Below are 22,066 nucleotides of genomic sequence, written 5' to 3'. Positions count from 1 at the left end.
GGGTCAACCCTGATGAAACAAACGTTGCCTTTACCACCAGAAGTGGTGCAACAAGTAGCTGAATACTTCAGCCTATTAAGTGAGCCAATGCGCCTACGGCTGCTACACTTATTACGGGATGAAGAAAAATGCGTGCAAGAGTTGGTAGAGGCAACACAGACTTCTCAGGCAAATGTGTCAAAACACCTGAAGGTAATGTGGCAAGCAGGTATCCTTAGCCGCCGCAGTGAAGGAACTTGCGCCTATTACCGGGTGGAAGATCAAATGATTTTTGAGTTGTGTAATCGGGTTTGCGATCGCCTCGCCACAAGGTTGGAGCAGCAAGCCCGTAATTTTCGCGTATTAAATAGCAAACGTTAGGTCAGTTGTCCTTTGTCCTTTGTCCTTCGTCATTTGTCCTTTGTCATTTGTGAAAAACTAATTACCAACGACCAATGACTAATGACTAATGACTAATGACTAATGACTAAAGCGGATAATCTTTTTGAAACTGTTCGCGAGTGAGTGGTTGTTGTAACTCTAGACCCTCGCCGCCTAAAACATCTAACGGTTTGCCGTTCACGTCAATGTAAACTTTGGCTTTGGGATTTAAAGTTGTTGCAGTGTAAACAACTTGTCCAACGCGGCCCATCATTGAAGTGCTACCACCACCGCTAGTAAAATCTTCAGATAAATTAACGTGAACTTCATCTTTTTCCGCTTTCAGCCCCAACAGTTTAGTTCCTTTGGGGATGGTTGTCGAATCTGTTCCTTCTGTTGGACCTGCTAACAAACTTTGAAAAGCTGCTTCTAAAGCCTGGTTGGGTAGTACAGAAGCTACTTTAACAGGCTGGGGAACCAAAGCAACATTTTTGTCTTTTGGTCTTAGCCAATAAACGTTGGGGGTTTGCTCATTAGCTGGCTGCCTAGTTGATGGCTGTGCTGGCTGTTCAATGCGGCTAGAAGGGTTTGACGGTGTGGGAGGATTGTTGGATTGTGTGGTAAACCAAGCTACACCGCCACCCACCGCTACAACCGCTGCTGATACAGCTGCAATTACGCCTGAAGAAATACGATTAGATCCTTGTTGGTCTTTCATGTTCAAAACCTTCCTAACTGAGGGCTGATATGGTAGTTATGTGAGGAGCAGCCTGGTTAAAGACGATACTTATAAGTAGAGAGTTTCCCACAATCTAGAGGAGACTTAAATGCTTCTTAATTCTGTAAGCCCCTAATTCAATTTTAGAATTTTTATTTCTAATCCGTCACCTACCAAATTATGTAAATTTTGGAGAGACGCAATTAATAGCGTCTCTGGGGAATCTGACTTTTTATCGGTTCTGAAAAACCTCTCTCTAAATCTCTCTCCTTCGAGGAGAGAGACTTTGAATTTTCCGTTTTACACTCGTGGGAAGGGGATTAGGTTTTTCGTAGGTCTTTCCAGATCAAGTGAAAAGTTAGGTTGAATGGAAAATTGTCTACTCTCTACTTCACTCTATTGCTTGTGTAATCCACTGTTTGAGCGTGGTTGTCACTTCATCAATGGCAATTTCTTGAGATTTACGGGTGGCTCTTTCTACAACTTCAACTTTGCCATTAGCGATCGCTCGTCCGGTTACAATTCTATAAGGTATGCCTATCAAGTCAGCATCTTTAAATTTGACTCCCGCCCGTTCGTCGCGGTCATCTAGTAAAGTTTCAATTCCCGTTTGATTGAGTTCTGTGTAAAGTTTTTGAGCGATTTCGATTTGTTGAGCATCTTTAATGTTGGGGATTGTGACGATCGCGTGATAAGGTGCGATCGCAACTGGCCAAATAATCCCATCTTTATCGTAAGATTGCTCGACGGCAGCTTGGGCTAATCGTGACACGCCTACACCAAAACAACCCATAACTAGCGGCTTCTCTTCACCCTGTTCGTTGGTATAAGTTGCACCCATCGCTTGAGAGTATTTCGTACCTAATTGGAAGATATGACCTGCTTCAACTCCACGGGCGCTTTGTAGGATTTGTTCTGGATTGTGGGTGGCGCGATCGCCTGGTCTTGATTTACGAATATCTACTACTCGTGGTAACTTAAATTGCTCACCCCAATTAGCACCAACTACGTGATAACCAGCCTCATTCGCGCCTGTAACAAAGTTTTTTAAATCAACTGCTGTTCGATCCACCAAGCGTAAAAACTTGGAATGGATCTGTTTATTAGCAGTAATATACTCATCTGCAATATCTGGCGCAATGTAGCCTAAAGGCAGAGATTTAGTTGTCCATGCTTGCTGGGCTTCTACATTTGGTACATTCAAACTAATAATAGTTTTAGCGCCATATTCAGAAGCTAATTTAGTCAGTTCATTTTGCAATTTGACCTCATTAACTTCTTGATCGCCTCGAATGCTTACCAAAACTAACACCGTTATACCATTATCATAAACTGTCTGATAAAGGACATTTTTCACCAATTGAGTCGGAGAACAGTTGAGGAGTTGACACACCTTTTCAATCGTTTCTGTTCCAGGTGTATCGCGTTTCTCATAGGTTGTAAACCGTGAGGTTTCAGCGTCAATTGGTAAAGAAACAGCCTTTTCTACGTTAGCGGCATATTTACCATCCTCAGTGTAGAGAACTTCGTCTTCGCCAGCTTCCGCCAAAATCATAAATTCTGTAGAACCAGAACCACCAATTGCACCAGAATCAGCTTCCACTGCGCGAAAAGCTAAACCAGAACGTCGCAGAATATTGCTGTAGGCTTTATACATATCCTGGTAAGTTTCTTTGAGGCTAGCTTCATCGGTATGGAAGGAATAGGCATCCTTCATGATAAACTCTCGTCCGCGCATTAAACCAAAGCGGGGACGAATTTCATCGCGGAATTTGGTTTGAATTTGGTAGAGATTTAGTGGTAGCTGGCGATAAGAGCGAATCATATCACGAGCGATCGCTGTGATTACTTCTTCATGAGTTGGGCCTAATCCTAATTGTTGCTCGCGGCGGTCAATTAGGGAAAACATGATCCCCTCAGCTTTGGTGTAAGTGTCCCAGCGTCCCGATTCCTTCCATAAATCAGCAGGTTGTAATTGTGGTAGGAGACATTCTTGTGCGCCTGTAGCGTTCATTTCTTCCCGCACAATTTGGGAAACTTTTTGCAGTACCCGCCACATTAGCGGCAAATAAGCATAGATACCACTACCGATGCGACGAATGTAACCTGCACGGAGTAATAATTTATGACTGGGAATCTCAGCATCAGCCGGATCGTCCCGCAATGTAACAAATAACATTTGTGAAAGTCGCATCGTTTATTCCCTTTCCAGAATCTCTAATTTGTTTATAAACCAACTGGCGATTAGAAATCGCGCGTCAGAAAAGCATCTTAGTTTTTGAACTTGCGTGGTGTGCGATGGCTTTGCCCGTTGCAAGCATCGGCATCTTACAGCCATTAAGATATCGCATGATATAATCTTTGCAACTATTTAATCTAGGTCTAGGTTATGAGTCCTTTGACATTAAAACTAGACACCGTTCACTTGAGTGACGAACAATTTTATCACTTATGTCAAAATAACCGCGAATTGAAATTTGAACGCACTGCCAAGGGAGAATTAATCATCATGTCCCCCGTTGGAGGCGAAAGCGGCAATCGAGAAGCAGATTTAATTATCGATCTAGGAATCTGGAATCGGCAAACTGGCCTCGGTTACACTTTCAGTTCTTCTACTATATTCAAATTACCCAATGGTGGCGATCGTTCGCCAGATGCCGCTTGGGTTCAACGAGAACGTTGGCAAGCCCTTACACTTGAACAAAGACGCAAATTTCCCCCCATTGCACCCGATTTTGTGATTGAATTAAGGTCAGCAACAGATGATTTGGAAATGTTACGTTCCAAAATGCAAGAATATATGGATGCGGGGGTGCAGTTAGCATGGTTAATTAACCCCCAACAGCAACAAGTAGAAATTTATCGCCAAAAACAAGATGTAGAAGTGCAAAATCTACTCACACACTTATCGGGTGAAGATGTATTGCCAGGATTTAGCTTGAGTCTTTCTTGTTATTAAGATTTGCAAGTGTTGCTAAATCTCCACTATCTGCCAACACTTTTCATTGCAGTAGAAAATACTTTATAAGTCTGCGTAAGTACGCTTCATTAAAATAATTTGCGTAGACTAAGAAGGTATCCTAGTTTTCTAACCTGAATAATGTGCCAAGCACAGCGCAAGAAGCAGATTTTACCTCGACTTCATTACTCAGGGCATATTACAGCCTTTAGGATATCTTAAAAGAAATAACCATCAGGCGATTATAATCAGGGCATCTTTAGGAGAAACTACTTTGGCAGATGTAATTTATCAAGCACAGGCACCCTTAGAATTTATTCCTCCCGCGTTTAACCCTTTATTACTACGAGTTGTCCATCTATTACTACCCAGTTGGATAAACTGGCAAACACCTATTAGCCAAATTGAAGCAGATAACGTAGAGGTTCTAGTGGATCTTTATCGCCAGTTTCAGGAGGGTAAAATCCGTTTTATGCTGGCATTTCGCCATCCCAAAACAGACGATCCGTTTTGTTTGGGTTACTTGCTATCTCAACTCGTACCAAAGACAGCGCGATCGCAAGGTACAAAACTACAACTTCCCATTCACGCTCATTTTATCTACGATCGCGGTATTCCTCTATGGGCAGGTTCCCACGTTGGCTGGATTGCTTCTCATTTAGGTGGGACTCCGATTCAGCGAGGTAAGGCTGACTGGACGGGATTACGTTCGGCGCGTGAGTTGTTTGCCAATGGGAAATTCCCGATGGCAGCTGCGCCAGAGGGTGCAACCAATGGTTTATCGGAGAATATTAGCCCCCTAGAACCTGGTATTGCCCAATTAGGCTTTTGGTGTGCTGAAGATTTGCACAAAGCTGAACGCCCCGAACAGGTTTTAATTGTACCAGTTGGGATTAAATATAGTTACGTTGATGCTCCTTGGGATGCGATCGCAAATCTTTTAAGTGAATTGGAAGCGGCTAGTGGTTTACCTGTGAATTCAGCAGAAAATGCTTCTGTGGAGTCGCTTTATCCCCGGTTGTTGGCTTTGGCAGAACATTTACTTTTGCTGATGGAAGAATTTTATACCCGGTTTTATCATCAAAAACTGCCAGATCCCAAGATTGTCAATGGGCAAATTCCAGATAGAAATGAAGCATTAGCAGTTCGTTTACAAGCGTTGTTGAATGCAGCGCTGCTAATCTCAGAACAGTATTTTAATTTGCAGTCAAAAGGTAGTTTGAGCGATCGTTGCCGACGAGTCGAGCAAGCAGGTTGGAATTATATATTTAGAGAAGAATTTAAGGATGTCAAAGGAGTATCTGCGGTTGAAAAAGCTTTAGGCGATCGCATTGCAGAAGAAGCGAATGCACGGATGTGGCATATGCGTTTAGTAGAAAGTTTTGTGGCTGTTTCTGGTAATTATATTCGGGAAAATCCAACAGCAGAAAGATTTGCTGAGACGACTTTAATTTTATGGCAGATGATTGCTAAAATCAAAGGCAATAAAACTGTACAGCGTCCGCAATTGGGTAAGCAAAAAGTAAAAATAACTGTGGGTGAACCTATATCCATCTCTGAGCGTTACCCGGTATATAAGGAAAATCGGTTGGGTGCTAGACAAGCTGTTGCTGATGTGACCAATGATTTGCAACACGCATTGGAAGGTTTGATTTGATTAGAAAGGTTGCATTTTTTGCTAGGAACCAGAATAAAGGTGTCAGTCGTCAGGAGGCTTATTGATTTCGACCCCTGCCTCCTGACTCCCTTAAATAGCAAGGTGCAATGAAAATGCCCAAGTGTTCATCCAAATCGGATATTAGTTTCTAAAGTAGATTGCGGGTTTAGATGCCCTGTACGGGGATGCTGGCGGGATATGGTTTATTAAGCTTACACAAACCCAAAAGTTTTTTAAAATTATCTAATTAAATGGGTGCAGATAATCGTAGGCTACTACATCTACTTGGTTTTGCTGCTATTTCACTTTAATACAATTGGGTTAAATAAAGGCAATTGTAACTAAATATGTCATTCTTTCTTTGAGTTTTATAAAATTAACGTTAAGTTATCCAAATTATATTTTCCGAAAAATCACGCTTTTATATTTTTGTAATTCCAATTACAAATAGAGGAGTCCAAAAAATTGTGATTCTCTAAATCAATCAATTTATAAATAATGAAAACTCAAAACTTATTCAATTTACTGAAGGTTGGTATTGCTACTTTTGGAATCTTCTTTGTGGCTGGTCAAGGAGCCTATGCCTCAGACTTAAAGGGAACAGCATTTAGCATCTCTTTGGAGTGTCTGAACGACACTACCGGTCTTTTGGTGGGTCAAAATTCCACTGCTAACGGGTGGCAGTATGCATTTGATTCAAACAAAGATGGGATGAACGGGAATTACTGGGTTGGTGCCGCGCCAGGAAAAGTAAACCCCTACGATATCTCTGGTATGGCTATCAAAGAAACTGCTACCAGCGTCATTGTGGCGATCAATGGCAATATGAAATTAACAGGAGAGGCTGAACAGGGTGCTGCCGGCGGTCAAATTGGATATGGTGATTTGTTCTTCAATATGGCGGGTAAGACCTTTGACAATGCTATGAGCAGCGGGGATTTGTTTGGGATTCATTTCGCTTCAGCGAATGCTTCAGGGGTACAACAACTAGGCGTTTATAGTAATGTCCAGGCAAAAACAGTTACTAATATTAAAGAAGGCTACAGCGTTGCTACATATGGTGGTTTAGCAGGAGGAGGGAATTCTTACGAAAGTCAGGTAAAACAAGGTGGTGGTATTGTCGGTTATGGTGATTTGACCAATAGTTACTTTACCAATAATGGCAAGGACAATACATTTAATCTCAATGTCATCAACTCTGGAAATTATCTGAGTGGAATCTCGTTTTTAGCACAGGGTAATATAACCCAGCAGTTGCTAACCACTGGTTATGATGCCAGCAAATTTAATGGCACACAAACCATTGCATTTGAATTCAAGAAATCTGGTATTGTCCAATCAACTCCTGAGCCTGCTAGTCTCGCTGGTTTAGGAATTGTTGGTCTGGCTTTGGCTGGTAGCAAGCTACGCAAGAAATTAGCATAACAATTGGCTAAGGACTATTCGCAATACGGCTTGATTTCTCTTGAGTGATTATAGACAAGATAAAAGACTATTTTCTCTCATGGAAATGATCGCTGGAGTCATGGAATTTTGGATGAAGCTTAAGCGAAAAGTATCCCAAACCGTATAGATTTAATCGTTAAATATTAAATAGGTAAATTTCAATGCCCTTACTTTCTAGCAAGGGCATTTTTTTCTAATATAGTTATCAAATACAAAACTACTTAGGCAATGCTCTAAAGAATCTCGGTAATGGTCATGACACCTATACTCGCTATAAGGCTTGCAGCGGCTTGTTGTCTGACATCGCTCCTTACACCTTAACCTGGAAACACCTTAGATAAATCCACAACTAAATCAGAAAAACAGGGCAGATTAACTGATTCATTTGGCAGATAAATAAATTTGCGACGATAACCAAATTTACTTTGCAAGGCTTGATAAGGTTCGCTATAGCACTCCAGATAATTATCTACTAAATTAAATATCCAATAATCAGAAATACCTGCTTCGGCATAAATAGGTAGTTTTTCCTCTTGATCATATTTTAAGGATGAATCGGCAATCTCAATTAAGAATAAAATATCAGATGGGCTGGGATGATTCGCTAGATAGTCATCATCTCTATTTTTTGCAATTACTCTATCTGGTTCAGGTTCACTGTTGTTAGACAAAGTAATTGGTTGTTGTCCTCGCAGGGTTGCGCGATCGCCTACTAGTTTATATAATTCTTGCTCTAGGCGTGTTTCACAAACAGAGTGCGATGTACCTTTTGCTGCTATCTGGATTATTTCACCCTTAATTAGCTCAACTAGGTCGTTCTCCTCAAAGAAGCCGAGTTCAGCTAGACGGTGATATTCAGCTATAGTAAAGCGTTTAGCAGTGGTAAGGCTCATAACAACTACGAGAATGCAGAGTTATTTTTATCTTAATATAGCTATAGCTGATTAAAGTTATGCGATAGAAGATAATGAGGTGTCTGGGTATTCTTCTTTATCACCTTCTATAGGTGCTTCTATACTTACACCCTTCCAAGGAAAATCAAAATATTGTTCCTGAACCGTTTTTAATTCCTTTATTGACTCTTGGAAAAATAATTTAATAGCAGATACGTGGTTTTCTTCAGATAAAAAATCTTGTAAGCTTTTTCGATAAAATATACCTGACCATGCTGGCAAAACTTTTAAATTATTAGGAGTCCATATATTGGGTTTATCGTTAATTATTTTTTGCATAGATTCAATAATTTTTGGGCGTTGTCCAAACTTAGGAGAAACCTGCAAAAATATACCTAAATATGGATAATCAGTTAAATTACTTGGATTTAAACCGAAGTATCCAAGACCACACCATAAGTCCCATGTCGAGGGAGAAAAGTGAGTGTAGATAATATATCTCTCGTCCCATTTCCATTGAGTCCTACTTGCCGCACCTTTGATAACACCTCCAAAAGCTAGCTTGAATTCCTGCTGTACTTCTTCACTGAGAGTTGATTCCATAAGAAGGAGAGTTTTGTTATAATTCACCATTGTCAATAAGTCAACTGATGAAAATTGATTAGTGTGAGACATTCTGTTATTCCTCATAAAAATTAATATTTCTTGAGATAAGATATCAGACGCGCGTTCTTTCAAGAAGCTATAAAACTGATACCACCTCAATTGGAAGAAATTAATCTTGGGTGATAACTCAAGGCAATACTCTTTAATTGCTGATTTTGGATCACAATCATATTGTTTTATTTCTTCTTTTGGATCATAATCACGGGTGATGTAAATTAAAATTCGATGTCTGACATTTGGTAATTTACTCAAAATTTCAGCATATTTTTTTAATTGTCCTGGTATTTCTGTAGAGCCAATTTTTGATTCAATAAATATTACATCTGTATTTAAACCAGTTGAAAGCTCAACCACAATATCAAGTCTACTATCCTCAGTATGGATCGCCAGTGCTTGATGTTCTTGTTGAGTTGAAATCTTGATGCTAGAATAATTATCATCATTAATGATTGAGTGATGTTTTAGCCAACCAATTAAAATATCCTTATTCCAGGATAAAAAATAAGCAACAATCTCAGTAAAAAAATCTTCACGCGGTTTGTTTCCTGAATGCAGATTGAGTAAATTCGTAAACAAAGACATTTATTTTTAAGTATTTAAGGTAATTCCAAAAAAGTTACACACAATAATTAAGCTTGTAGTCCTGATGGAACAAGACTACTGGAAATTTTTATAAGTTCTGTTTGTATTTGGTATTACTAACGTTGCAGCAGTTATAACTTAGCCGATCGCAGTTTGACAAGGGTGCTATACTATACAAACAAAAAATAGGGGTAAAAATTTTACCCCTACAAATTTATGTATTATTTTAAGAATAGCTAGAGAAGTTTATTACTCTGAAGTTAAATGACTTTCTAGCAAAGATGCGATCGCGTCAGGATGAATATTCTTGTATTTCTTTTTACCAAGCTGTAAAACACAGTTGGGAGCGCTACCACAGCATTTTTGGCAACTTGTATGTTCAATGGTAACTTTGTCTAACAAACCGCGATCGCACAAAGTTTTTTCTAATTCTGATAATAACCCTTTACCACCACGTTTCAGGCAACCGCCCTTTTGACATACCATAATCCTCGCTTTGGTTTGAGGTGGTAAATCTTGTTTTGGACACGCATCAATTGGTGTCACCTTATAGGCTTTAATTTTAATTTTACTTGTGCGCGAGTCTATCTTACTATGACCACAAATGCGAAGTTGCTGACCAGGAACTAAGGATGAACTTAGTAAACAGCGCAACTCTTTAGGCAGTTTAATATCTACATTTCCAGATGGAACTGCCAATTGCAAGTATTTATATTTTCCTGGTTCACCACCAACAAAACCTAGTAACTGTCCCTCAAGGTTCAATTCTGATAACGTCAAATATTTGTTACCCATGATTGATAAAAAGTTAGGAGTGGGGAGTTAAAGCGAAGAGTTAGGAGTGAGGAGTTAGGAGTGAGGAGTTAAAAATGAGGAGCTAAGAGTTAATAATTCATAACTCTTAACTGATAACTCTTAACTTCCAACTCATAACTCTTAACTCCTAACTGTTTTTAAGCTAGGCGTTTAGCTTCTACTGTTTGAGGTAAATTTGCTGTGTCTGGCAATTCACGAAATTCTAATTCCCAACCATTTGCTAGGGTGAGAATCTTGCCATCATTTCCATCGGTTTGTTTGACGACTTCTTCTTCAAGGTCTTTTTTAGCAACGTAAACTACTAAAGTGCCGGCATCATTCATCCGTAGCATTACTTTCATGAGACTCCTCAACCGATTCTAGTTCTTTTTTCTTGCAGCCGACGACAAACCCTGTTTCTAAGAAATGCACAGCATATATATAGGAAGTCTGCAAATATGTGCCTATACTCGCTATGTAACCGATATCTCCCTTATTAACTAAAACTTGGCCGACTTCCTTACCGGGAAAGGTACCATCGTTTTTTAGCAGTTTACGAACTCTGACTTTTTCACCAATTTCAAAAGCGGGTGGCAAGTTTAGTTCTAATTCATCACGTTGCATGAGAGTACCTCTGTTCTCTGACCAAATTCAACAATTCTTCTGTCGTCAAACTGCGTTTTTTCTGTACCGATTGATGGCGCACTGCGTCTAAAACAGATTGGGTTTCTTGGGGGTTTAAGAAAATTCCATGCTGTTCTAGTAAGTTAGCAACTAAATGCCGTCCAGAATGTTTTCCTACTACTAAACGCCGTTCCCAACCCACCTCTTCCGGTGCAAATGGTTCGTAGGTGATGGGATTTTGTAGTACCCCGTGAGCATGGATGCCAGATTCGTGAGCAAAGGTGTTTTCGCCAACGATCGCTTTCCAAGGTGGTACGCTAGCACCGGATGCGGCTGCAACTAGTTGAGACAGTTCCAGCAAACTGGGTGTATCAATGCCCAAATTAACGCCGTAGATGCGTTTAATCGCCATGACAACTTCTTCTAATGCTGCATTTCCTGCCCGTTCACCCAATCCGTTAACTGTGGTATTTACTGATGAGGCTCCGGCTTTGATACCCGCAAGAGCGTTAGCAGTTGCCAGACCAAAATCATTATGCGTGTGGATTTCTAGGGGAATCGTCAACGCTGAAACCAGCCTTTGGACTTTAGTATAGGTGGTGAAGGGGTCGAGAACTCCTACAGTGTCGCAGAAGCGGAAGCGTGATGCACCCCATTCTTGGGCATAAAGTGCTACATCTAAGAGGAAGTTTTCATCAGCCCTGGAAGAATCTTCTCCGCCGACTGCTACCCAAAGACCTTGGTCGAGGGCGAAGTGGATTGAGTCTTTGAGTTTTTGCAAACTTACTCGCCACTGACCATGAAATTTAGTGGCAATTTGGATACCAGAGACGGGAATGGCAATATGCACCCGGTTCAAACCACAGGCGATGGAAGCCTTGATATCTGAGATGACAGCGCGGTTCCAGCCCAAGAGTTTTGCTTGTAAACCCAAGTTAGAAATTGCGACGATCGCACGGGTTTCTTCGTCGCCCATTGCCGGTATACCCACTTCTAATTCCGGTATACCAATAGCATCGAGAAACTTCGCGATCGCTACTTTTTCTTGTAGAGTAAAGGCAACACCTGCTGCTTGTTCGCCATCACGTAATGTAGTGTCATTAATTATGATTTGATTCATTGCAAATATCCCTCTCTTGGAAGTATTCTTAATATCCTTTCCCTCTACAATCCCTCGTGATGGTAAATGCTAAAAATATCACAATTCATAATGTAGGATACATGATCCTTAATTATTGCCCGATTATTAGCATCACATCTGTATGACAGGGAACTAAAAGAATGTATAAATTACTAATCGTTTTCACCGATGTCAGTTGAAATGTCTTCGAGTAGCAATGAACTAATATAACTATTAGCAAACCCCGAACAAAGTAATACACAGAAGCCAGCAATTAAGGATGTAATCATCTTCGTAACCTCATCTTTTCTAGTGCATTTTGGTGTAATTTAGGCAGGTAATGGTACTCAACGTTAAGAGGTGCAAATTCGCTAACTTTGGTCTGCTAGCCAATCAAAAATTTTTCCTAGCTGCTCCAAGTCAACGAAACCATACTGCCAGAGGAGCATCGGTAACGGGCCATTTTCTAATTCACGGTGTCGCAGAGCTACAGCAATATCGGCATTTGAAAGTTCAAGTTCATTGTGCAAAAAATTGAGGAGTTTTATATCTCTGTTCCGAGTCGCCATAATTGAACTTTCAATTTCTTAATTTGGGAAAAGGTTAAAAATTAGGAATTCCAATTTATATTTGGGAATTTCGCCTTTTTAATTGTTGCTATATGTCAGGGAAGTTTCAGATTTAGTAGACCCAACAAAATCTAAACCTCATCTAATCCATCTCAGTCTGCAATAAATTCTGCTAGCGGACAGTAGCTTCAAACTCTAAACCTATTTGAGCTTTGTGCATCTATGAACAAAAACGATGAAGTCCAGTACTTGCGTCATGAATTCAAGATTAATCGTGCCTAAATTAGGTCTTTTTGAAATAATCATGACTCATCACTGTAATGCCAGCAACGCTCTAGCCATTCTAATAATTCGTGACGAGAAGCGAGAAGTTGCATAACTGTGCTACGAATTAGAATTACTTCAAGCAAATTGTTCACTTGCACTCGTAAAGAACCATCAGGGGGACAAGAGCAATTAATTTTTAACTCTTGCAAACGGTAATAGATTCGCCAGCGATCGCTCAAAGGAATCTGCAAAACGTGATTTGTCATTTGTCTTTTGTCTTTTGTCCTTTGTCAGTTGTCCTTTGTCAGTTGTCATTTGTCAGTTGTCATTTGTCAGTTGTCCTTTGTCCTTTGCTAATGACCAATGCCCAATGCCCAATGCCCAATGCCCAATGCCCAATGCCCAATGACTAATGACTCTTGACTTGTAAAGTTTGCAGTTGTTTTTCGAGTTCTTCAATGCGCGAGAGCAAAGAACGAATCACGGTTGCTTCCACATCGGGTAGCTTTCCATGTTCTAAAGGAGAAAGGCTGGCGCTTTCGTTGCGAGAAATAATTCGACCGGGAATTCCCACAACAGTGCGATCGCTGGGGACATTCTGCAAGACAACGGAACCTGCGCCAATACGGACGCGATCGCCAATTTGCAGATTACCTAAAACTTTCGCACCCGCCCCAATCACTGCATTTTTGCCGACTGTGGGATGACGCTTACCAGTTTCCTTACCAGTTCCGCCAAGGGTAACGCCCTGATAAATCAGTGTATAGTCGCCGACGATCGCAGTTTCGCCAATGACTACTCCCATTCCGTGGTCGATAAACACGCCTTGACCAATCTCTGCACCTGGGTGAATTTCAATTCCGGTCAAAAATCGTCCCAAGTGAGAAATTAAACGGGGGATAAAACTCACTCCTCGACCATGTAACCAGTGAGCAAGACGATGCAAACAGAGTGCGTGCAATCCGGGGTAGCAAAACACCACCTCTAGCCAATTCCGTGCTGCTGGATCGCGCTCAAAGATAATGCGAAAATCACTCAATAATGGCTCAAAAAAAACGCCAGAGAGTAAATTTTTCAACATGGATGTATGGGCAGAATCCTGCATTTTGGTACTTGGGAGATCGCTAATACTGTCTAAAGACTGTTGCATCGGTAATGTCTATCTGGTAATTGAGTCATCTGCTATTTTTATGCTTATATCAGGTAACATCCAACTCGATACCAAACCCAATGCTGATTGGATTTATTGGATTGATTAAAGTTGTACTCAAACGCCGAAACCCCGACTTAACATAACGTTAAAATTTGTCTGGGGTTAGGGGCGCTAGTATTTAATGATGGGGGTACTAGTATTTTTGGGGCAGGGGTTAAGAATTTATGTTCGCGCTACAAGAAACTTTACCCGTAAGTCTTTGCTAAGATTTTATCAAGATATTTTGCAATATATTAAGCTGTACTCAGATGTACTCAAGCATGAATTTAATAAGGCTACAAATCTATTTTCTGTATATCCTATTACTATTAGTATCTTATTAGTTGGATAGGCGAAAAACAGGTTTCTTTATTTTCTTTTAGGATTTGCTGTCTGTATGCACATATACGTTTCAAAATATAGTTATCGCTCATCGCGACTGTTTTCTTATTATATAGATGTGTGGGAATAGCGATCGCCAAAATTTTTATAAATCTCGTTTCCAGATTTAAATCTGGTTTCAGGTAGAACCTAGAAATGTACTTCATTGCAACTCTGCCGCGAATTCGGGAGGTAGAAGCTGCAAATAGGCATTTCCAGCCATAGACTGGGAACGAGGTATCTGAAGATTTGTTAATGGAGTTCAAAGGCTCATTAATGGAGTTCAGAGGTGCATTAATGGAGTTCAGAGGTGCATTAATGGAGTTCAAAGGCTCATTAATGGAGTTCAAAGGTGCATTAATGGAGTTCAGAGGCTCATTAATGGAGTTCAGAGGCTCATTAATGGAGTTCAAAGGCTCATTAACGAGTATCAAATATTCATTAATGGAGTTCAAAGGCTCATTAACGAGTATTACAGTTTGGGAATCTTACTTTCTTTCTTCTATATGCTTCCTCAACACGCCGCCTAATTGCTTCTTCTGCAATGCGAATATTCTTTTTAATTGGCGGGTTCAATAATTTGAAGATTCTCGCTGGCAAAAATAAACAGAACTTGAACCCAGAAAAGTAAGCTTTAATTTTGCGGTTTCTACAAAGAATGGGTTGTGCTTAAGCGATAATAAATACATTTCCCCACAGAAGCACAGTTTATGATCTGCTGCCTGAATCCAGCTTGCCACAATCCGCCCAATCCTGATGGCACAATGTTTTGCTCAAACTGCGGCGTAGGATTGGTAGTGCTGAGAAACCGCTATCGCCCGATTAAATCATTAGGTGGTGGGGGATTTGGTAAAACTTATTTAGCAGAAGATATAGATAAACTCAATGAGCATTGTGTCATCAAGCAATTTGCACCGCAAGTACAAGGAACAGCAGCACTAAACAAAGCCACAGAACTATTTGAGCAAGAAGCAAAGCGCGGGAGAGCAAATCCGCACCCTTCCTTCGGAACGCTACGCGAACACTGGGCATTCTGACTGGGTTCTTTCCGTCGTCTTTAGCCCAGATGGCAAAACCCTTGTCAGTTGTAGTGGTGACAACACCATCAAACTGTGGAATCTCGCAACCAAAGAGCAAATCCGCACTCTCAGTGGGCATTCTGATGGGGTTAATTCCGTCGCCATTAGCCCAGATGGCAAAACCCTTGCTAGTGGTAGTCGAGACAAAACCATCAAACTGTGGAATCTCGCAACCGGAGAGCAAATTCGCACTCTCAGTGGGCATTCTGAAGAGGTTATTTCCGTCGCCATCAGCCCAGATGGCAAAACCCTTGTCAGTGGTAGTGGTGATAACACCATTAAAATTTGGCGGCTAAAGTAGTGAGTGCTGAGTTCGCAGTTTTGAATATTTAGCTAGATACAGAAAAAGTAACCTAAACTAAAATCAAGATGCTTGGCTCATATTAGCCGCGAGATGGGAGACACATTTGTTACCGAAGTTGGACATGCTCTCAATCGCATTGAACCGTTTTCTCTAAGCATAAACTTATAAAAATAGCTGTAAAATAATTAATTAAATGGTGATAATTATGCAACACATTACGATTGACGCAGCATCACAACACTTACACGAATTAATCGCAGCAGCAATCAATGGCGAGGAAATTATTATTACCAAAGATGAGCAGCCCGTGGTAAAACTGACTCCGGTGATTCCAGAAAAAAAACGCTCTCCTTTATTTGGTAGCGCTAAAGATTTGATTACAATCTCAGAAGACTTTGATGAGTCATTAGAAGAATTCCAGGATTATATGTAATGCGGATACTGCTAGATACTCATACTTTGATTTGGTTTTTCCAAGGACATCAAAGTTTTAGTGACAAGATGAGACTATTAATAGAAGACCAAAATAACGAAAAGCTCATCAGCATTGCTAGTGTGTGGGAAATGTCAATCAAACAAAGCATTGGTAAGCTAAGTTTTGGTTTGCCAATTAAGACTTTTATCGAGCAACAAATAGCATTAAATGATTTTAATTTACTCAGTATCAATCTTGACCATATTGATGTAATTACTACCTTACCCTTACAACATCGCGACCCCTTTGATAGAATTTTAATTGCCCAAGCAATGGTAGAAAATATTCCAATTATTAGCGCAGATACAGCATTTGATGCTTATTCAATTACAAGACTTTGGTGATATTGACTTTAATCGATCAAAAATAAGTGTGAAAACCGACAGCATATTTTATCGCCTATTTCAAGAATTCCCCAGCATCTTTTTTGAACTAATTGGCAATCCTCCCGAAACTGCCAACACCTATCAATTTGCTTCAGTTGAAATCAAACAAACAGCCTTTAGAATTGATGGTGTATTTCTTCCTATCCAAGATCGAGAAGTGCCGATTTATTTTGTCGAGGTTCAGTTTCAACCAGACACAGAGATTTACTTACGCTTAGTATCAGAAATTTCTTTATACTTACGCCAAAATAGACGCAAAAATCCTTGGCGAGGAGTGGTGATTTATCCCAGCAGAGATATAGATATAGGTGAGAAAGAAGATTTCATAGAATTCTTCCACAGCCAGCGTATCAGTAGAATTTACTTAGATGAATTAGGCTCAACTGCATCCTTACCAATAGGCATTGCTACGATAAAATTAGTAATTGAAGACGAAGATACAGCCATTAGCACCGCCAGGGAATTAATCAACCGCACCCAGCAAGCAGTAAATTTGCAACTGCCAAGACTCCTAAATGGAGTTTAAAGGCTCATTAACGAGTATCAAAGGCTCATTAATGAAGTTCAAAGGCTCATTAATGGAGTTCCAAGACTCATTAATGAAGTTCAAAGGCTCATTAATGGAGTTCCAAGACTCATTAATGAGTATCAAAGACTCAAGAACCAGACGCAGCTTTAGTAGGTCTACCTTTGATAGCCTTAAACCGTTCGCCCAACTGTTCAGCGACAGTTTTTAAGCCTGGAGTCTTTTTTGATGCAGTCTTGACGTAATCATAAACAGTCAAACTGCTAGTCATAGCTTCACTACCGACAGCCATTAGGGTATCATCTACCTGTTCGGTGAGTTGCTGCATGGAGATTAAAAGTTCGGTAAGCGCAGCAGCTAATTGATAATCTTGAACCAGTTCCTCAACGTCAAAAGTAGCTGGAAGAATTTCGCGGTTAGACTGAGCAGCAGTAATGCTATTGTTCACAAAAGCTAGGCTTTTATCGCCCATTTTTACTAACTTACGCCGTTCTTCAGTGCTGAGAGTAATCAGAAACGGCATCTTTTTTTGGACTGTCTGTAGCGCGGCTTTAATTTCTTGGATATCTTGTGGCGAAAGGGTGGCTGCAATATTTTGATAGGCCATCGTATATCTACCTTCGGAGTTCTAATGGTGAAGTAGCAATAGTTGCTAAGTATAGAATTCCCATTGGTAAGTGCGATCGCACATCATAACTCATTTATTTATCTGTTTTAGCGCCGATGCTGAGGGATACTGACCAGATGCAATCAAAGCTTGTCGTTCTATAATCCTTTCATCGCCGTTAAAATCTAGAATACGTGCGGTGACTTCACCGATGTCTGTTTGATGCTGAATTACAGCCTCATTTAGCCGAAAATGCTCGCCCCAAAAGTCTCTGCGTGGGTTAAAGAACCGCACAAGTTCGCCAGTTTGCCAATTAATTGAGCCTAAATCCGTGCCTTTTTGCAGGTTACAGAAAATACAGGCATAACAGAGATTATCTGCTGTTGTAGCGCCGCCGTGTTTAATGTCGATTATATGGTCAACTTGAAAGCCTAAGCCGTCTAATTCTGGATATAAACAATACTCGCATAGATGGGCGGCGCGATCGGCAACTAAACGCCGCAGTTCTGCATTAATATATAGACGAGACACTTTGAATACTCACTTAGGGTTAATGTACTGATGAGCTTTTGCTTTTGCCAACCTCATAATATGCTCTAGCGTGAGGAAATGATCTAACTCTCGCTGGTCACTTCCTGTAAGACCTTCAGTTTTTGCGCGGTAAACGAGATCCTCTAAACGGTCTTTGGCTGCATCCGAGAGTTTGAAATCGATAACACTTTGGGGAGTGGTGCCAGCAGCAATAAACTCTATAATTTCGTCGTAGACTTTGGTGGTATTTACAGATGTAGTCATGAGATTATCTCTTTTTATTTAATTTTACTGATTTACAATGCTACTTTTAACGACTTTCCTAGCGTTTTAGGCTCTGGTAGAGTTTCACCGTCAGTCAAAGATGATTCAATCAGCATCTCTAAAACTTCTTGAGCATTTTTCAAAGCGTCTTCGTAAGTCTCTCCGTGAGTGCAAGGCTGCATTATATGCGTAAACTCAGGTAGCAAAACCACATAACATTGGTCTTCTTCTGACCATTGAATCACGATTGTATATTTCATCTTTCTGAAACATAATTACGAATTGTTCTCCAGTTTTTTACCTGACCTTCAGCAATATCTTTTTTACCTCTTTCAAAGGATTCAATAAATCCAGGGATATCAAGCAATTCTTGGGTAGCATCTTCACTCTCCTTATCTGCTAGATATGCTAAAAAATCAGCAACCAGTTGTAAGCGTTCTGAAGATAATACATCTAAATATTGGTTGATTTGCTGACGAACTTCTGTGTTACTCATATTTTTGCAACTCTTTTACTTCTCTAATTGTGCCAACTTCTTCTGAGCAAATTCCCGCACTTGCTTATCTGGGTCATTTTTGGCGCGATCGCGCAACAGTGGTAAAGTCTGGTCATGCTGAGGAAATTGCTTGATAATTGCTTCAAGTGCGGTTTGTCGGGGATTGCTTACAGACAATGCTATACGTTCAAAAGGGTCAAGAATAGCACAATCATGCAAAAACTCAAATAAATCAGGATCATCTTTCCATTCTTTAGATAACTGTTCCAGTGCTGCTCGTCGAACATTAATCCATTCATCAAACTTAGCTTGAGCTTTGATAAAAGGTAAAGTGCCTGGATCATATTTCCAATATTTAATAATCTCATCCATTGCTGCTTGTCGCACAAGCCAACTAATATCAGACTGCGCGCGATTTTTTAGCCAAGATAAAGTTTCATGACTGTCTTGAAAGCCTTTTACTACCTTTTCTAAAAAACTTTTTCGACTATCTGGGTGATGCATATCTTCAGCGCAGATTTTAAGGGCTTCTAAATCATGACTCCAACCCTTAGCTAATTCCTGTAATGCTGCTTGTTGGGTATCATAACCTTCTTTAGCACAAGTTTTAAGCCAGGATAACGTATCTGGATCATCTCTCCAAGTAGTTGCAATAGATGAAATTGCTTTTGGAATCACATCATAAAATATTATTCTTTTTTCTATATCATCATCTAGATAGTCTTCCACGTCATCATCTAGATAGTCTGCCTTATCAATTACCTCTTTTATTTGATAATCTTTATTAAGTAAGTCTTTTAATTTAACTAGTAACTGACTAGCTGTTAATGTAATAGCAGTCCTATTTCTCACCTCCGCAAGGCATTTAGCCGCCAAAAAGAGATTGACGAAGTTTTCCTCTTCGCCATCTTGCAGTATTAAATAATCAAGAATCTCGCCAACAAATTTAGGCTCAATCATTCCCGCAATTAGCAGCAGGACTTCATGCCAACTTTCATCTTGCCAGTGTTTGCCAAAAACTTCATCTTTAAGTTTATCAATAGTCAGTGTTTGCGTTTCTTTAAACTGCCAGACAAACTCCCAAGCACAGAAGTATTCTAAAAACGTCCGATGCACAAAAGCATAATAATCCGCACCCAAGAAACATAACATAAAGTTGCGAGTCCGCAGTTGATTAATCATCACCTTTGCAACTTCTCTGGGTTTATCAAATTCTATAGTTTTGAGATAAGCAGTCAGAACTTTTACTAAATCATTTTCATTAATCAAATTACCTGCCAAACCTTTATCACTAGTTTGCATAAGATAAGCAACCTGACGCAGCATCGCTTGCTTATCTTTATAATCAATTGTCTTGGGATCTAACCTCTGATCTTCTATCAAAGCGCGTTCCACATCCCATTGATGCAGCAGTACCCGCGATGCTTGATTATAAAGCTCGGCTCTATCTCTTGGTAGCTCTTGATTCCGATTAAGAATTGCCATCATCGTCAACAGCAGAGGATTTCCCGCCAGTTCTGCAATAGATTTGGAAGCTGCAATCCCTCTTTGTAGCCGTTCCCGTTTTCTGACTTTATCTACAGCATCGGTAAAAGTTAACTCATGCCAACGGTAGATAAAATCCTGAATTTGTTCTGAGTCTAAATCTTGTAAGATAAAGTGGCGAAACTCAGCATTAAGCAATCGTTGCGGTTTATAGCCAATAATCCGAGAAGTGACAATTACCTGCACATCAGGATACTCATTAGTAAAGCGATGAATATCAGTAATTACATCCTCTCGCTTACCAGGGTCAAATACCTCATCCAAACCATCAAACATCACTAAGGCATTACCAGCTTTTAATTGTTTATCTAGTTCAAGCTGATTGAGATGATGAACAGCACCACTACATTGATGAAAAAATTCTAGAAAATTATTGCACTCTTTATCTTCCCGTCGCCGCATATAAGTGCGTAATTCAATGAGCAAGGGAATTGGTAAAGATATAACATTATCCAGTGGTGACTCAGCCCAAGTCAAAGCCAGAAATTGCAACAATGTAGACTTACCTGAACCAGGATCGCCCAAAATCACAATATATTTATAATCTTGCTTTTTATTGACAACATCCAAAACTGAACGGATCGGCTGTTCAAAATAAACCCGTTTGTGGCGTTCTAATTCTTCTAATTCAACTGCTTCTACTTGGTCACTTTCTCGCAGCCGTCTCAGATGTTCTTTAGGCAGTTCGTGAACTTGTGGTAAAACTTGATGAGTTTCTCGGACATTTTGAGCAGTAAAAATCCGCCATAATTTAAGTTCGTTATAGGCATAGCCGCTAGTATCTAAGCTATCTAACTTGAGATTGCCATAGCACTCAAGGATTCCTTCTTGATATTTCACTAAATTAAAATCTACAATAATACCAGCAATCTCTTTGGTATTGATTTCAATATCAGATAACTTTTGTAATTCTAGGATATGGTGTAAATCTTTTGAATCTAAAAGAAGTTCTTGGACTTGTGTTAAATACTGTTCTGTAATTGATTGCCAGTTAAACTTAGATGGCAGAGGTTTTAATTGCAGCCTGTTCCAACTATCTTCTAGGGTTTTAGCGTCTAGAAATTCACAATTAATATCAAAAGCCTGACCAAGAATTTCTGTAACTGACTTATCGCTGATAAATCTCTGGATGTCTTTGGTGTACTCTTTAATCTCATTTTCAGCAAGTTTGCAACGAACTTTTAGCTGCTGCTGCATCAGTTGCAAAAATTCCTTTAACGCTTTCCCAGCAGCAATTTCTATGTCTTCCTTCTTAAGTTTCTGGAAAATCTTGCCAGGGATGCCTTTTAATAAATCTTTAGCCCAATCTTTAGCAGCATCCTTGGCTAAGTCTTCCAGAATGGGTTTAAAAATCAACCCGGCGGCCTGAGTTACACCCCAAATAGCTAACCAGTCCAGCATAATACTCGCTTCTGTTGAGAGTTTGATTACGAGTATATCCACTAGCTGGTGTAATGTTTCCAGATTTTAGGGTTATTGCAGAAATATCACAGATATCTAAAGAACCTCTCTCCTTTTAGGCTACGGTGTACACACAAGTCAAATTACCCCCCTTAATCCCCCCTTGCAAAGCAGGGCTGTTTCATCCCACAAGGGCAAGAAGTTTGTCAATATCATTAGAGAG

General features: G+C 40.0%; 24 protein-coding genes and 2 pseudogenes. 9 read left to right on the top strand and 17 right to left on the bottom strand.

Annotated elements, in window-relative coordinates:
• Positions 1-12 precede the first annotated feature (12 nt).
• Complete coding sequence (locus tag RMZ42_RS24485; RefSeq protein WP_094349905.1) at positions 13-360, top strand: ArsR/SmtB family transcription factor; 348 nt, start codon at positions 13-15, stop codon at positions 358-360.
• A gap of 106 nt (positions 361-466) precedes the next feature.
• On the opposite strand, the gene RMZ42_RS24480 is transcribed toward RMZ42_RS24485, so the two are convergent.
• Entirely contained in the window at positions 467-1,078 is a 612-nt protein-coding gene (locus RMZ42_RS24480) for a GerMN domain-containing protein (RefSeq protein ID WP_322673853.1), read from the bottom strand.
• 391 nt (positions 1,079-1,469) lie between these two features.
• Positions 1,470-3,272: a proline--tRNA ligase gene (locus RMZ42_RS24475; protein WP_322673852.1), complete on the bottom strand. Its 1,803-nt coding sequence runs from the start codon at positions 3,270-3,272 to the stop codon at positions 1,470-1,472.
• Between the two features lie 195 nt (positions 3,273-3,467).
• On the opposite strand from RMZ42_RS24475, the gene RMZ42_RS24470 reads away from it, so the two are divergent.
• The 3 genes from RMZ42_RS24470 (at position 3,468) to RMZ42_RS24460 (ending at position 7,119) form a co-directional block, all read left to right on the top strand.
• Complete coding sequence (locus tag RMZ42_RS24470) at positions 3,468-4,037, top strand: Uma2 family endonuclease (RefSeq protein WP_322673851.1); 570 nt, start codon at positions 3,468-3,470, stop codon at positions 4,035-4,037.
• A gap of 274 nt (positions 4,038-4,311) precedes the next feature.
• Positions 4,312-5,694, top strand: coding sequence for a 1-acyl-sn-glycerol-3-phosphate acyltransferase (locus RMZ42_RS24465; RefSeq protein ID WP_322673850.1), 1,383 nt, complete (start codon positions 4,312-4,314; stop codon positions 5,692-5,694).
• A gap of 498 nt (positions 5,695-6,192) precedes the next feature.
• On the top strand, positions 6,193-7,119 hold the full coding sequence (locus RMZ42_RS24460) for an XDD3 family exosortase-dependent surface protein (protein WP_322673849.1): 927 nt from the start codon (positions 6,193-6,195) through the stop codon (positions 7,117-7,119).
• 338 nt (positions 7,120-7,457) lie between these two features.
• Here RMZ42_RS24460 and RMZ42_RS24455 read toward each other — a convergent pair whose 3' ends face one another.
• From RMZ42_RS24455 to cysE, 9 genes are all read right to left on the bottom strand, one after another.
• Positions 7,458-8,033 carry a Uma2 family endonuclease gene (locus tag RMZ42_RS24455; RefSeq protein WP_322673848.1) on the bottom strand — a complete coding sequence of 192 codons (576 nt, stop codon included), beginning with the start codon at positions 8,031-8,033 and terminating at the stop codon, positions 7,458-7,460.
• A gap of 57 nt (positions 8,034-8,090) precedes the next feature.
• A complete protein-coding gene (locus RMZ42_RS24450) occupies positions 8,091-9,281 on the bottom strand; it encodes a PD-(D/E)XK nuclease family protein (protein ID WP_322673847.1) in 1,191 nt (396 codons plus the stop codon).
• 249 nt (positions 9,282-9,530) lie between these two features.
• On the bottom strand, positions 9,531-10,076 hold the full coding sequence (locus RMZ42_RS24445; protein ID WP_322673846.1) for a (2Fe-2S) ferredoxin domain-containing protein: 546 nt from the start codon (positions 10,074-10,076) through the stop codon (positions 9,531-9,533).
• Between the two features lie 158 nt (positions 10,077-10,234).
• Complete coding sequence (nifT, locus tag RMZ42_RS24440; RefSeq protein ID WP_069070440.1) at positions 10,235-10,438, bottom strand: putative nitrogen fixation protein NifT; 204 nt, start codon at positions 10,436-10,438, stop codon at positions 10,235-10,237.
• Entirely contained in the window at positions 10,413-10,700 is a 288-nt protein-coding gene (locus tag RMZ42_RS24435; RefSeq protein ID WP_069070441.1) for a nitrogen fixation protein NifZ, read from the bottom strand. The genes nifT and RMZ42_RS24435 overlap by 26 nt, the downstream gene beginning before the upstream one ends.
• The gene (gene nifV / locus RMZ42_RS24430) at positions 10,690-11,820 is read right to left on the bottom strand and encodes a homocitrate synthase (RefSeq protein WP_322673845.1); all 1,131 of its coding nucleotides are present in this window, start codon (positions 11,818-11,820) and stop codon (positions 10,690-10,692) included. Before nifV ends, RMZ42_RS24435 begins: the two co-directional genes overlap by 11 nt.
• Positions 11,821-12,191: 371 nt before the next feature.
• A complete protein-coding gene (locus RMZ42_RS24425; protein WP_094349915.1) occupies positions 12,192-12,389 on the bottom strand; it encodes a DUF2949 domain-containing protein in 198 nt (65 codons plus the stop codon).
• A gap of 302 nt (positions 12,390-12,691) precedes the next feature.
• Positions 12,692-12,922, bottom strand: coding sequence for an Asr1405/Asl0597 family protein (locus RMZ42_RS24420; RefSeq protein ID WP_322673844.1), 231 nt, complete (start codon positions 12,920-12,922; stop codon positions 12,692-12,694).
• Positions 12,923-13,065: 143 nt separating this feature from the next.
• The gene (cysE, locus tag RMZ42_RS24415; protein ID WP_322673843.1) at positions 13,066-13,806 is read right to left on the bottom strand and encodes a serine O-acetyltransferase; all 741 of its coding nucleotides are present in this window, start codon (positions 13,804-13,806) and stop codon (positions 13,066-13,068) included.
• A 1,133-nt stretch (positions 13,807-14,939) separates the two neighbouring features.
• On the opposite strand from cysE, the gene RMZ42_RS24410 reads away from it, so the two are divergent.
• The 5 genes and pseudogenes from RMZ42_RS24410 to RMZ42_RS24390 all read left to right on the top strand — a co-directional run.
• Entirely contained in the window at positions 14,940-15,266 is a 327-nt protein-coding gene (locus RMZ42_RS24410) for a 4-Cys prefix domain-containing protein (protein ID WP_322673842.1), read from the top strand.
• Positions 15,214-15,609, top strand: a pseudogene (locus tag RMZ42_RS24405) (WD40 repeat domain-containing protein); the annotation flags it as partial. The gene RMZ42_RS24410 and the pseudogene RMZ42_RS24405, both read left to right, overlap by 53 nt.
• Before the next feature lie 208 nt (positions 15,610-15,817).
• Positions 15,818-16,045, top strand: coding sequence for a type II toxin-antitoxin system prevent-host-death family antitoxin (locus tag RMZ42_RS24400; RefSeq protein ID WP_322673840.1), 228 nt, complete (start codon positions 15,818-15,820; stop codon positions 16,043-16,045).
• Entirely contained in the window at positions 16,045-16,431 is a 387-nt protein-coding gene (locus RMZ42_RS24395) for a type II toxin-antitoxin system VapC family toxin (protein WP_322673839.1), read from the top strand. Before RMZ42_RS24400 ends, RMZ42_RS24395 begins: the two co-directional genes overlap by 1 nt.
• 28 nt (positions 16,432-16,459) lie before the next feature.
• A pseudogene (locus RMZ42_RS24390) lies at positions 16,460-16,981 on the top strand (Rpn family recombination-promoting nuclease/putative transposase); the annotation flags it as partial.
• Between the two features lie 148 nt (positions 16,982-17,129).
• On the opposite strand, the gene RMZ42_RS24385 reads toward RMZ42_RS24390, so the two are convergent.
• From RMZ42_RS24385 to RMZ42_RS24360, 6 genes are all read right to left on the bottom strand, one after another.
• Positions 17,130-17,606: a hypothetical protein gene (locus RMZ42_RS24385; RefSeq protein ID WP_322673838.1), complete on the bottom strand. Its 477-nt coding sequence runs from the start codon at positions 17,604-17,606 to the stop codon at positions 17,130-17,132.
• Positions 17,607-17,696: 90 nt separating this feature from the next.
• Complete coding sequence (locus RMZ42_RS24380; RefSeq protein WP_322673837.1) at positions 17,697-18,137, bottom strand: HNH endonuclease signature motif containing protein; 441 nt, start codon at positions 18,135-18,137, stop codon at positions 17,697-17,699.
• A gap of 9 nt (positions 18,138-18,146) precedes the next feature.
• A complete protein-coding gene (locus RMZ42_RS24375) occupies positions 18,147-18,401 on the bottom strand; it encodes a hypothetical protein (protein WP_322673836.1) in 255 nt (84 codons plus the stop codon).
• Positions 18,402-18,433: 32 nt separating this feature from the next.
• Complete coding sequence (locus RMZ42_RS24370) at positions 18,434-18,661, bottom strand: type II toxin-antitoxin system HicB family antitoxin (RefSeq protein WP_322673835.1); 228 nt, start codon at positions 18,659-18,661, stop codon at positions 18,434-18,436.
• Positions 18,658-18,897, bottom strand: a complete 240-nt coding sequence (locus tag RMZ42_RS24365) for a hypothetical protein (RefSeq protein WP_322673834.1) — start codon at positions 18,895-18,897, stop codon at positions 18,658-18,660. Before RMZ42_RS24365 ends, RMZ42_RS24370 begins: the two co-directional genes overlap by 4 nt.
• A 15-nt stretch (positions 18,898-18,912) precedes the next feature.
• Positions 18,913-21,843: an NACHT domain-containing protein gene (locus tag RMZ42_RS24360; RefSeq protein WP_322673833.1), complete on the bottom strand. Its 2,931-nt coding sequence runs from the start codon at positions 21,841-21,843 to the stop codon at positions 18,913-18,915.
• Positions 21,844-22,066 lie beyond the last annotated feature (223 nt).

This window comes from Nostoc sp. DedQUE05, from assembly GCF_034530955.1.
Classification (GTDB): domain Bacteria; phylum Cyanobacteriota; class Cyanobacteriia; order Cyanobacteriales; family Nostocaceae; genus Nostoc.
The sequence above is the reverse complement of the archived record's forward strand: the minus strand, read 5'-3'. Positions and strand labels throughout refer to the sequence as shown.

Coding starts and splice junctions, on each gene's coding strand:
- RMZ42_RS24485 (WP_094349905.1), top strand. CDS start 13: ATGAAACAAACGTTGCCTTTACCACCAGAAGTGGTGCAACAAGTAGCT.
- RMZ42_RS24480 (WP_322673853.1), bottom strand. CDS start 1,078: ATGAAAGACCAACAAGGATCTAATCGTATTTCTTCAGGCGTAATTGCA.
- RMZ42_RS24475 (WP_322673852.1), bottom strand. CDS start 3,272: ATGCGACTTTCACAAATGTTATTTGTTACATTGCGGGACGATCCGGCT.
- RMZ42_RS24470 (WP_322673851.1), top strand. CDS start 3,468: ATGAGTCCTTTGACATTAAAACTAGACACCGTTCACTTGAGTGACGAA.
- RMZ42_RS24460 (WP_322673849.1), top strand. CDS start 6,193: ATGAAAACTCAAAACTTATTCAATTTACTGAAGGTTGGTATTGCTACT.
- RMZ42_RS24455 (WP_322673848.1), bottom strand. CDS start 8,033: ATGAGCCTTACCACTGCTAAACGCTTTACTATAGCTGAATATCACCGT.
- RMZ42_RS24450 (WP_322673847.1), bottom strand. CDS start 9,281: ATGTCTTTGTTTACGAATTTACTCAATCTGCATTCAGGAAACAAACCG.
- RMZ42_RS24445 (WP_322673846.1), bottom strand. CDS start 10,076: ATGGGTAACAAATATTTGACGTTATCAGAATTGAACCTTGAGGGACAG.
- nifT (WP_069070440.1), bottom strand. CDS start 10,438: ATGAAAGTAATGCTACGGATGAATGATGCCGGCACTTTAGTAGTTTAC.
- RMZ42_RS24435 (WP_069070441.1), bottom strand. CDS start 10,700: ATGCAACGTGATGAATTAGAACTAAACTTGCCACCCGCTTTTGAAATT.
- nifV (WP_322673845.1), bottom strand. CDS start 11,820: ATGAATCAAATCATAATTAATGACACTACATTACGTGATGGCGAACAA.
- RMZ42_RS24425 (WP_094349915.1), bottom strand. CDS start 12,389: ATGGCGACTCGGAACAGAGATATAAAACTCCTCAATTTTTTGCACAAT.
- RMZ42_RS24420 (WP_322673844.1), bottom strand. CDS start 12,922: ATGACAAATCACGTTTTGCAGATTCCTTTGAGCGATCGCTGGCGAATC.
- cysE (WP_322673843.1), bottom strand. CDS start 13,806: ATGCAACAGTCTTTAGACAGTATTAGCGATCTCCCAAGTACCAAAATG.
- RMZ42_RS24410 (WP_322673842.1), top strand. CDS start 14,940: ATGATCTGCTGCCTGAATCCAGCTTGCCACAATCCGCCCAATCCTGAT.
- RMZ42_RS24400 (WP_322673840.1), top strand. CDS start 15,818: ATGCAACACATTACGATTGACGCAGCATCACAACACTTACACGAATTA.
- RMZ42_RS24395 (WP_322673839.1), top strand. CDS start 16,045: ATGCGGATACTGCTAGATACTCATACTTTGATTTGGTTTTTCCAAGGA.
- RMZ42_RS24385 (WP_322673838.1), bottom strand. CDS start 17,606: ATGGCCTATCAAAATATTGCAGCCACCCTTTCGCCACAAGATATCCAA.
- RMZ42_RS24375 (WP_322673836.1), bottom strand. CDS start 18,401: ATGACTACATCTGTAAATACCACCAAAGTCTACGACGAAATTATAGAG.
- RMZ42_RS24370 (WP_322673835.1), bottom strand. CDS start 18,661: ATGAAATATACAATCGTGATTCAATGGTCAGAAGAAGACCAATGTTAT.
- RMZ42_RS24365 (WP_322673834.1), bottom strand. CDS start 18,897: ATGAGTAACACAGAAGTTCGTCAGCAAATCAACCAATATTTAGATGTA.
- RMZ42_RS24360 (WP_322673833.1), bottom strand. CDS start 21,843: ATGCTGGACTGGTTAGCTATTTGGGGTGTAACTCAGGCCGCCGGGTTG.